Source organism: Winogradskyella costae (assembly GCF_013403865.1).
Taxonomy (GTDB): Bacteria; Bacteroidota; Bacteroidia; order Flavobacteriales; family Flavobacteriaceae; genus Winogradskyella; species Winogradskyella costae.
On sequence record NZ_JABFDK010000004.1, the window covers coordinates 273,109 to 283,822 of the forward strand.

The following is a 10,714-nucleotide window of genomic DNA, read 5'->3' on the forward strand; positions in this document are numbered from 1 at the left end:
AATTTTATAATTAAATTTTAATTCTTCGTAATCGTAAGGCGTTCGTAATAACAGAAACCGAACTAAAACTCATGGCTAAAGCCGCAATCATCGGTGACAATAAAATCCCGAAAAACGGAAACAAAACGCCTGCTGCTATCGGAATACCTACGGTGTTATAAATAAGTGCAAAAAACAGATTTTGCTTAATGTTTTTCATCACAGCATGACTTAAATTTTTAGCTTTAACAATACCATGTAAATCCCCTTTTACTAAAGTGATCATTGCACTCTCAATGGCGACATCTGTTCCTGTACCCATGGCAATCCCGACATCACTTTTGGCAAGTGCTGGCGCATCGTTAATTCCGTCACCTGCCATGGCAACGATCTTACCTTGTTTTTGTAGTTGCTCTACTTCTTTCATTTTATCTTCAGGTAACATACTCGCTTTAAAATCGGCTAGATTCAATTCTGAAGCCACCGCTTGTGCTGTATCATGGTTATCACCTGTAAGCATCACAACAGCAATCCCTTTATCTTGAAGTGCTTTAATCGCTTTTGCACTTGTCTTTTTGATTTTATCACCAATAACAACGTAACCAACGACAGAATTGTCTATTGATAAATAAGACACCGTTTTACCTTGTTTTTGGTAGGTTTTAGCTTCTTCCTCCATTTGGGATGAAATTTCTGCATTCGCATGTGCCATCATTTCAGGATTTCCTAAGGCTACGTTTTTACCATTTACGTTGCCTTCAACGCCTTTACCTGTAACGGCACTAAATCCATCGGATTTTAATAATTCTATTTGCTGTTCTTTTCCGTATTTAACGGTAGCTTCGGCTAATGGATGCTCACTATGACTGTTTAATGAGACAATATATTGAAGCACTTCGCTAACACTTAAATTGTCATTGAATGCACCAACTTTTTCTACGGTTGGTTTCCCTTCTGTTATGGTTCCTGTTTTGTCAATAATAAGCGTATCTACCTTATCTAACTTCTCAAGTGCTTCAGCGTTTTTAATCAGAACTCCATTCTGAGCACCTTTCCCCACACCAACCATTACTGACATTGGTGTCGCCAATCCAAGTGCGCACGGACAAGCAATGATTAAAACAGATATCCCATTTACTAAAGCATAAACATAAGCTGGTTCTGGTCCCCAAATAGCCCAAACTGCAAATGTTATTAATGAAATAATAACAACCACAGGTACAAAATACCCTGAAACTTTATCGGCTAAATTCTGAATTGGCGCACGACTTCGACTAGCATCATTCACCATATGAATAATTTGAGACAATAAAGTATCACTACCCACTTTCTCTGCTTTCATTAAAAACGATTGATTACCATTGATGGTGCCACTACTCACTTTATCGCCTTCCGATTTGTTAACAGGAATAGGTTCTCCTGTAATCATAGATTCATCAATACTTGTATCTCCTTCGGTTATTGAGCCATCAACTGGTATTTTCTCACCGGGTTTTACTTTTAAAATATCGTTGAGTTCAATCTTATCAATACTGACTTCAATCTCTTCTTCATCTACTATTTTTATAGCTTTATTTGGCGCTAATTTTAAGAGTTCTTTTACTGCGGAATTAGTTTTACTATGTGCACGCGCTTCTAAAAGTTGTCCGAGTAATACCAATGTAAGAATTACAGCTGCGGCTTCAAAATACACATGTACCGCTCCTGATCCCGTTTTAAATTGACTTGGAAAAAAGTCTGGAAAAAACATTCCAAATACAGAAAATAACCACGCCACTCCTGCTCCAATTCCAATAAGCGTAAACATATTGAGATTCCATGTTTTTATACTATTGTAAGCACGTTCAAAGAACATCCACGTTGCATAAAACACGACAGGAATGGATAGTGCAAACTGCATCCAATTCCAGTTTTTTTGTTCTAAAACATCGTATAATGGATTGTTAGGAATCATTTCACTCATCGCTATTAAAAATATTGGCAGAGTGAATATCACGGCAATCCAAAACTTTTTCACGAGCTTTTTATAGGTTTTCTCTTCTGAAGAAATATCGGGTTGCATAGGGACTAAATCCATACCGCATATTGGACACGGACCGGCTTCATCTTTTACGACTTCTGGATGCATAGGGCAAGTCCATTGTTCTGAAGCGTACGTGGACAGATTCTGTTCTTCAACTAAATCCATACCACAAACTGGACAATCTCCTGCCTTATCGTAGGTTTTATCCCCTTCGCAATGCATCGGACAATAAAAGGTTCCTGTGCCTTTACCTTTTTTAATTCCCACGGAAGTGGGATTCTCATCCTTCACATGATGATGTTCACCGAGTTTATGAATACTATAGCGTCCACCATCGTTTTTTAAAGCGTCTTGAAACTTTTCTATAGGAATATGAGATGCCATTTCAATGCTTGCTTCACCTTGTTCTAAATCAACCGTAGCTTGCGAAACACCTTCAACTTTTGAAAGTATGTCTTCAACATGACTGCGACAACCCTTGCAAGTCATTCCGTGTATGTGATAAGTCTGTTTCATCTCCATTCCCACGGAAGTGGGAATCTCATCCTTCATATCATGATGTTCACCTAGTTTATGAATACTATAGCGTCCACCATCATTTTTTAAAGCCTCTTGAAACTTTTCTAAAGGAATATGAGAATCCATTTCAATGCTTGCTTCTTCCTGTTCTAAATCAACCGTGGCTTGGGAAACTCCTTCAACTTTAGATAATGTTTCTTCAACATGACTGCGACAACCGTTGCAAGTCATTCCGTGTATGTGATATGTATGTTTCATTTTATTCGTTCTTTATAATTCAATAACAAATGTATTACTGTTTTAAAGCATACGTTTTTCCAATTCTGATTATAATTTATACAATTTGGTCTAATGCTTTCCGATCCCAATCTTGCAATTTTTTATAGTCTGTCATAGACATTCCTGTTACCGATTTAAACTGTTTGGCTAAATGGCTACTATTGTTATAATTGAGTTGGTATGCTATTTCAGAAAAATTGAGTTGATTCAATTGAATGTACTCTTTTACCTTTTCAATTTTTAAATTGATAATATATTTCTCAAGTGTAAGGCCTTCAGATTTACTAAAAAGCTTACTAATTGCCGAATCATTCTTGCCTATTTCTTTTGTTATTTTTGAAATAATAGGTTCCGAAGTGTTTTCGGATATATACTGAATGACAAGAACTTTAATTTGTTCTATCAATGCTTTCGATTCATCTTCAATTAACTCAAACCCTAAGTCTTTTAGTTCACTTTTAATAAGGTCATACTTGGTTTTGAAATCCTGCTTGACAACCACTTTCCCAAGCGCTATAGATTCAATATCTAAACCATGACGTTCCAATAGATCCACTATAGTTGATTTGCATCTCGCACAAACCATGTTTTTTATGATTAAGGTATGTCCCATGTTATTGAATTAAATAGTTAATACGCGTTGTTTGAATATAATACAAAAAGATCGCTTCAATTTGATTCATTTGAAACTTTAATTGTAATTCCTGAATATCTAAAACATCATTAAAATCAATAGTGCCGGTTTCATAACTTCGCATCAAAATGTTTTCTGCATCTTTGGCTTGTTTTAAGTTCTTAACTTGTGTGTCATAACTTATTCTGGCAGAAATCCTATCGTTTATAGCCGTATCTAAAAGGGTTTCTAAAGTATTTAAACGTTCTTGTTTTTGGGCTTCAATTTCTTGTTGCTGTAAGTCGTTTTGTTTTGTTATCGATTTGTATTTTTTATTAAAGACAGGAATAGATAACGCTACGGTTGGCATGAAAATATCTTTGCCTTTTTCACTAAACGTAATATCAGAACCAGCTTGAATATTAATATAATCGAATCCAAAACCAATTGACGGATGACTTTCCTTCTGGATCAATAATTCGGATTGTTCTACAGATTGAAACAGTTTATCGTATTTCAACAATTCAGGATGTAATGCTAGATTTTTCGTATTAATTTCAAAATCTTCAGAAGGCATCATCAGCGCCTCAACAACAGCAATTTCAATAGTTTTTTCTCTATTCAAAAGCTTATTAAGCGTAGTTTGTTCTGTTAAATATTGTTGTTCTAAAACCAACCTTAGTTGCTCTAATTCATTCTGTCGCATTTGCAATCTAAAAACATCTACAGCAGAAGCTTTACCCACTTCAATAGAGGTTAATGCTAACGTTTCATAGGTTTTAAGCAGTTCACTGTTTTCGATTAAAACGGCTTGTTTTGCTTTGTTGACGTATAGTTTGTAATACGATTGCGACACAGAAACCATGAGTTTACGTTTTGCAATTACAATGTCTTCGTATTTTGAATCTGCCAAAGCACTGGCGTAGTTTTCGCGAGACGAAATCGTTCCAAACCAAGGCAACATTTGTTTTGCTGACACTTTAAAACGTTGTGTTCCTGTTCGGGTTTCTGGTTCTAACACAAAATAGCCTGCGCTAAATTCGGTGTTTGGCAATGTGTTAACTTCATTCACTTTCTCTGAAGCGATACGATACTGTAACTCGAATTTTTGAATTTCAGGATTGTTTTCTAATGCTTCATTAATGTGCTTCTCTAGTTCTTGACTTTGAGCTGGAAGAGCAAAGAGTATAGAGCCAAGAACAAAGACTGTTCTGAGTATGATATAATAATTGTAATTTCTCATTAGTGTTTCCTTTAAAATCTATATTCTATTCTCTTTTTTCTCTAATCTTTTTAATCGAAACTCTTCTCTCCAACTATATAAAACAGGCACAATAAAGTAAGATGTAATGTCAATCACCATACCTCCAAAAATCGGGATGGCCATCGGAATCATAATGTCACTCCCTTTTCCTGTGGACGTTAATACCGGAAGCAAAGCCAAAATGGTAGTCACGGTGGTCATTAAACATGGACGAATTCGTTTTTCAGCCGCCTGTAAAGCGGAAGCTCTAATGCTCATTTTATCTGATGGTTTTTCTCTATCAAACGTTTGTGTAAGATAGGTTGCCATCACCACACCATCATCCGTAGCGATTCCAAATAATGCTATAAATCCGACCCAAACTGCCACACTTAAGTTGATGGTTTTCATGTTGAAAAGATCTCGCATATTCTCACCAAAGAGACTGAAATTGAAAAACCAATCTTGTCCATACAACCAAATCATAATAAAACCACCTGCGAAAGCCACTGTGATTCCGGTAAACACCATTAACGATGTGGTTATCGATTTAAACTGAAAATAAAGAATTAAAAAAATAATGGCTAATGCCAATGGCACCACAACAGCCAATGTTTTTTCTGCACGTAACTGGTTCTCGTAGGTCCCAGTGAATTTATAACTGATCCCTTTTGGAACTATTAATTCACCAGAGTCTATTTTCTCTTGAAACAGCGCTTGTGCATTTTCTACAACATCAACTTCTGCAAATCCGTCTATTTTATCGAACAGAACATAACCGACTAAAAAGGTATCTTCACTTTTTATCACTTGCGGACCTTGCTCATAACGAATCGTCGCCAATTCACTTAAGGGTACAGGGCTACCTTTTTCAACAGGAATGTAAATGTCTTTTATATCTTCTGGATTGCCACGCAACTCTCTTGGATAACGCACACGGACTCCGTAGCGTTCTCTCCCTTCTACAGTTTGCGTTAATGCCATGCCGCCAATAGCAACTTTTAATACACTTTGAACATCTTCAATAGAAATACCATAACGCGCTATTTTTTCTCTATCAATATCGATGAGTAAATACGGTTTCCCTACAATTCTGTCCGCAAAAACGGCTTCAACTTTAACACCTTCAGCTTGTTTTAAAAGTGTTTCTAATTGCAATCCGAATGCTTCAATTTGTTTTAAATCTTGACCCTTGACTTTGATTCCCATTGGTGCACGCATTCCTGTTTGTAACATGACCAATCGGGTTTCAATAGGTTGTAATTTTGGCGCCGACGTCACTCCTGGTAATTTGGTGACTTTTACGATTTCATTCCAAATATCATCTGGACTGTTAATTTCTGGTCGCCAGTTACGATAGTATTCACCATCATTGTCTTCTATGAGTTGATTGCTTGTCGCATTGAGCGCCGTTGAAATGTTTTCCGCTTTGTTCTCGACTGCGCTCGAACTGACAGCTAAATTTGCATTATAAAACAGTCGTCCGTCTTTCAATTCAAACAACCCATCGTCATTAACTTTATAACGTTGTCGTTTCCCATCTGCATTTCGCATGTATTCAGATGTATACTGAATCATATTTTCATACATGGATAAAGGTGCCGGATCTAAAGCCGATTCTGTTCTACCAGCTTTTCCTACAACGGTTTCAATCTCTGGAATCGTCGCTACAGCCATATCTAATTGCTGCAACACACGCTTGTTTTCTTCCACGCCAGAATGTGGTAATGAAGTTGGCATCAGCAGAAAAGAACCTTCGTTTAAGGATGGCATAAATTCTTTTCCGGTGTTATTCATAATCCATACTCCAGAAACCAATACGAGTGTCGGAATCAATAAAAATAACAACTTATTCGCTAAAGCCCATGCCAAAATCTGACCATAAAAACGTCTTAACACAGAGAATATCCCTAATATTCCGAAGCAGATAATGGCCACGAAAACCAAGTTGATAAGGATACTACGATCAAAACCTAAAGGCCTCCAATAGTCGGCAAGAAGAAATACAATAGCTGCCGAAGACATGATGATGTTAATGAGGTTACCTTTTTTCGTGTCTAATTTTCCTAATAGCGTTAGTAAACCTGTGACTCCAAATGCCATCAGAACAATACCTAACCAATAACCGCTTATAACGATAGCAAGTCCGGCCGCGATTATCACACCATTTAAAATATGCCTAAATGATGTTTTAAGCGTCGTTTTTCTAAATAAATAGGCTGCGAAAGGCGGAATTAAAAATAAGGCAATCACTAAGGAAGCCGTTAACGCCATTGTTTTAGTAAAGGCTAATGGTCTAAACAATTTTCCTTCGGCACCGATCATAGTAAAGACAGGCACAAAACTGATAATTGTGGTTAATACGGCTGTTAAAATGGCACCAGAAACTTCGGAAGTGGCGTTGTAAACAACTTCGTTTATGGTGTATTCTGAACCATCATCTCGCAGACGCAATTTTTTATCATCGAGGTGCCGAATCATATTCTCAGCCAGAATCACTCCGACATCCACCATCGTCCCTATGGCAATCGCAATACCAGAAAGTGCCACGATATTGGCATCCACATCAAATAATTTCATGGCCACAAAAACCATTAAAACAGCCACAGGTAATAATCCGGAAATTAAAATGGAAGCACGCAGATTAAAGACCATCACAATGATGACTAAAATTGTAATTAGTATTTCGAGGGTTAAAGCCTCATTTAAGGTGTCTAATGTTTCTACAATAAGCTCGGTACGATCGTAAAAAGGCACAACTGTTAATTGAGAGGTGCGGCCGTCTGCCAAAACTTTGCTTGGCAAACCTCCTTTAAGTTCTGCTATTTTTTCTTTAACATTGGTAATCACTTCCATCGGATTAGCCCCATATCTCGCCACTACAACACCTCCGACAACTTCAGCTCCTTCTTTGTCTAAAATACCGCGTCGTGCTGCAGGACCTAACGAAACGTTAGCAATATCCTTAACTTTAATAGAGGTATAATCTTCGGAAGTCACAACAGCGTTTTCAATATCTTCAACCGACTTTACATAACCCAATCCACGAACTAAATATTCCGCCTGATTAATTTCTAAAGTCTGTGCTCCAATATCTTGATTACTTTCTTTGACCGCTTTTACAACTTGGCTTAAACCGATGTTGTATTGACGCATCAATTCCGGATTCACATCAATTTGATATTCCTGCACATAACCACCAATAGAAGCCACTTCAGAAACACCACTTGCAGACGATAAGGCATATTTTACGTAGTAATCTTGAATGCTTCGCAGTTCGTGCAAATCCCAACCACCAGTAACGTTTCCGTTTTCATCGCGTCCTTCAAGCGTATACCAATAAATTTGACCTAAACCTGTGGCGTCTGGTCCTAAAGCAGGATTGACATCTTGAGGTAATAAGCCACTTGGTAAGGAATTCAGTTTTTCTAAAATTCGGCTACGCGACCAATAGAATTCAATATCCTCTTCAAAAATGATATAGATACTCGAAAAACCAAACATAGACGAACTACGAATGGTTTTTACACCAGGAATACCGAGTAAAGACGTGGTTAATGGATAGGTAATTTGGTCTTCAATATCTTGTGGGGAACGACCATCCCATTTGGTGAAAACGATTTGTTGATTTTCGCCAATATCTGGAATAGCATCTACAGCGACAGAATCACTTGGTAAAAAGCCAGTATCCCCATTAAAAGGTGCATTTACAGTGCCCCATCCTACAAAAAGGACGAGCAATAAAACAGCTATGAGTTTATTCTCTATTAAGAATTTGATGCTCTTATTTAGCATGACGTTTGATATTTAAACAATTAGATATAGGTATTAGGAAAACACCGCATACAGAAAATTATCCTAATGAATGAGATCACCGGATAATACAGTCTATTGTTTAAAAATCAAATTAAATACGTCTCGTCGAGCTTGAAGAGTTGCTTCCGGACGAGTGGCGGTTTATAGTCTTCATAAGACGATGTATTAGTATCTAAACTTTCGAAAAGATTGATATACGTATAAACAAATGATGCTATAAAAACCTGCTGTTCTATAGAAATTTTATCGAATCCCAAGTGGAGTTCATCTTGGCCATCAACAACGGATTGTTCGTTTTTACAACAATCCTTTTTGGTAATTGTACAACCTTCCGTTGAAGGATTTGCCATATCCATACCACAGCCTTTGGCTTTGTTAAAGACAGCGGTTTCTACTAAAGTGTCTCCACAATAATGCATATTGATTGTGAACGACAGTGTAGAAAATAAAACTACAAACGCCATCACTAAAGACATTATTTTATGAGAGACTGCTTTCATATGAAACGCGAAGTTACAAAAATTGAACAAACTATTTTTTTGTTTAACAGAAGTTTAAATGACATAACGCGCTTTGAGGACATCTTAAAACGGTTTAAAGGTATAAAAACGCTGCACCACTCCCTTTTAAACTTATGAAGGGATTCCGAACCTGTTTACAAATTATTAACTATCAAGACACTACGTAAAGTTACGTATATAAAAATCGAAAGGATGTTGTAACTTTATAAACTTATAACGGCGTGTTAAAACATATCTTATTCGGAAAGAAATAAGGGATATGGAATGTTATTTAGTTGATATCACACGTTGGGCTTAATTTGAAACAACCGATGAAAGAAACAGATTACGGACATAAAAACCCTTTACGTTGCCCTAAATGTGACGACTATAGGTTTCTTGATTTTAAGGGAGTTCAATTTCCAAAAGAGAACAAATCAATTGGAATAAAAATTCCTTTTTTTGACTGTAGAAACTGTGATACTTCAACACCTGTTGTTCTTTTTCCTAAACCAATAATTGACAATATAAAGGAAGCTGAGAATTACTATAAAGAAATAGCAAATGAGCAACTCGAAAAGTTAAACGATGGAGAATTTATTGGATTAACAAATAGCACAGAGAACAAAGTATTTGAATCATTAAATACAGTTGGTTTTAAATATGACTCTCGAGATTATTATCATATTCCAGGACTATTTAGACAATGGGACGAAGGCTATTTGACGCCAATATTTTTTAGCAAGGATTTATTACTTTACTACAATTCACATTCGGATTATAAAGTAAAATTTGCATCAACTTCTCGATTTCACATTTTTAATAAAAATGACGAGACACTTATAAGACACGGTTTCGGAATTAACAGGAATGGAAAAATAATTTGTTGGTTGGGTGACCTTGAAAAAGATTTACAAGATGATGAAAATGATGTTCACAGAAAACTATTCTTAACTTTCAATATCGATTCAGACCACGATATAATTTCAGATTATTATTTTAATCAAATTGAAGCTAATTGGACAAGTTCCGACAATGAGACAGGGATTTTCTATTATCGAAACGAATTTGACAAAAAAATAAAGGATTTGTTCGAATTTGAATTAACACAATTAGATATTGAAACGCTTATCGATGAATATAAGCATCCAATAATAAATGAATCACATCAAATTGAAAACTCATATATAAAGCTTAACTCTCTTTTGAGCGAATCCTTAAATGTATCTGAACTTAAAAAATCATTAAGAGAAAATGGAGTTGATTCAAAATTAATTAAAGGACTGAAAGGTTTGAAATTGTTTGAAAAGTTTATTGAACATTGCTTAAAAATTGAAAACGCATCGGAAATAGTCAGTCCATTATTTGTGCTTTATGATTTACGCTTATTAGCAGGACATATCAAAGACAGTAAATATGATGAAAAATTTAAGTCTTGTAAGGAAAGATTAAACTTAACTGATGATGTTAACGATTTAGAAGTACATCAAGAAGTGTGTAAAAAAATAAAAGAGATGTATGAATATCTAAATAAAAACTAAGCCCAACAATGTATATAATTTATTGCTAGGTTCTAGCCTGCTTACGAAAGTCCTCGCGGACTTTCTATTCGGTTTTTATTTACTAACTTAGTTACTTGATCACGCAACAAACCATATACTAAACCGTTAGCATACATTTACCACAAAACTCAAATTAAACAATGAAAAAAAGAATTCTACTAATTTTTATGGTTAGTTTTT

At 35.9% G+C, this 10,714-nt stretch carries 6 protein-coding genes; 1 reads left to right on the top strand and 5 read right to left on the bottom strand.

Annotation, left to right across the window (positions count from 1 at the left end; genetic code table 11):
- Positions 1–10: 10 nt before the first annotated feature.
- The 5 genes from HM986_RS11420 to HM986_RS11440 all read right to left on the bottom strand — a co-directional run bounded on the left by HM986_RS11420 (position 11) and on the right by HM986_RS11440 (position 8,972).
- Entirely contained in the window at positions 11–2,779 is a 2,769-nt protein-coding gene (locus tag HM986_RS11420; RefSeq protein ID WP_179335219.1) for a heavy metal translocating P-type ATPase, read from the bottom strand.
- 76 nt (positions 2,780–2,855) lie between these two features.
- Positions 2,856–3,413, bottom strand: a complete 558-nt coding sequence (locus tag HM986_RS11425; protein ID WP_179335220.1) for a helix-turn-helix domain-containing protein — start codon at positions 3,411–3,413, stop codon at positions 2,856–2,858.
- Position 3,414: 1 nt separating this feature from the next.
- A complete protein-coding gene (locus HM986_RS11430; RefSeq protein ID WP_179335221.1) occupies positions 3,415–4,656 on the bottom strand; it encodes a TolC family protein in 1,242 nt (413 codons plus the stop codon).
- A gap of 18 nt (positions 4,657–4,674) precedes the next feature.
- Complete coding sequence (locus HM986_RS11435) at positions 4,675–8,451, bottom strand: efflux RND transporter permease subunit (RefSeq protein WP_179335222.1); 3,777 nt, start codon at positions 8,449–8,451, stop codon at positions 4,675–4,677.
- A 107-nt stretch (positions 8,452–8,558) separates the two neighbouring features.
- The gene (locus HM986_RS11440; protein WP_179335223.1) at positions 8,559–8,972 is read right to left on the bottom strand and encodes an HYC_CC_PP family protein; all 414 of its coding nucleotides are present in this window, start codon (positions 8,970–8,972) and stop codon (positions 8,559–8,561) included.
- Between the two features lie 332 nt (positions 8,973–9,304).
- Between HM986_RS11440 and HM986_RS11445 the strand changes: the two genes are divergently transcribed.
- On the top strand, positions 9,305–10,513 hold the full coding sequence (locus tag HM986_RS11445; RefSeq protein ID WP_179335224.1) for a hypothetical protein: 1,209 nt from the start codon (positions 9,305–9,307) through the stop codon (positions 10,511–10,513).
- Positions 10,514–10,714: the final 201 nt, after the last annotated feature.

Excerpts from the sequence above, each read along its gene's own strand:
- HM986_RS11435 (WP_179335222.1), bottom strand. The coding sequence starts at position 8,451 with ATGCTAAATAAGAGCATCAAATTCTTAATAGAGAATAAACTCATAGCT.
- HM986_RS11440 (WP_179335223.1), bottom strand. The coding sequence starts at position 8,972 with ATGAAAGCAGTCTCTCATAAAATAATGTCTTTAGTGATGGCGTTTGTA.
- HM986_RS11425 (WP_179335220.1), bottom strand. The coding sequence starts at position 3,413 with ATGGGACATACCTTAATCATAAAAAACATGGTTTGTGCGAGATGCAAA.
- HM986_RS11430 (WP_179335221.1), bottom strand. The coding sequence starts at position 4,656 with ATGAGAAATTACAATTATTATATCATACTCAGAACAGTCTTTGTTCTT.
- HM986_RS11445 (WP_179335224.1), top strand. The coding sequence starts at position 9,305 with ATGAAAGAAACAGATTACGGACATAAAAACCCTTTACGTTGCCCTAAA.
- HM986_RS11420 (WP_179335219.1), bottom strand. The coding sequence starts at position 2,779 with ATGAAACATACATATCACATACACGGAATGACTTGCAACGGTTGTCGC.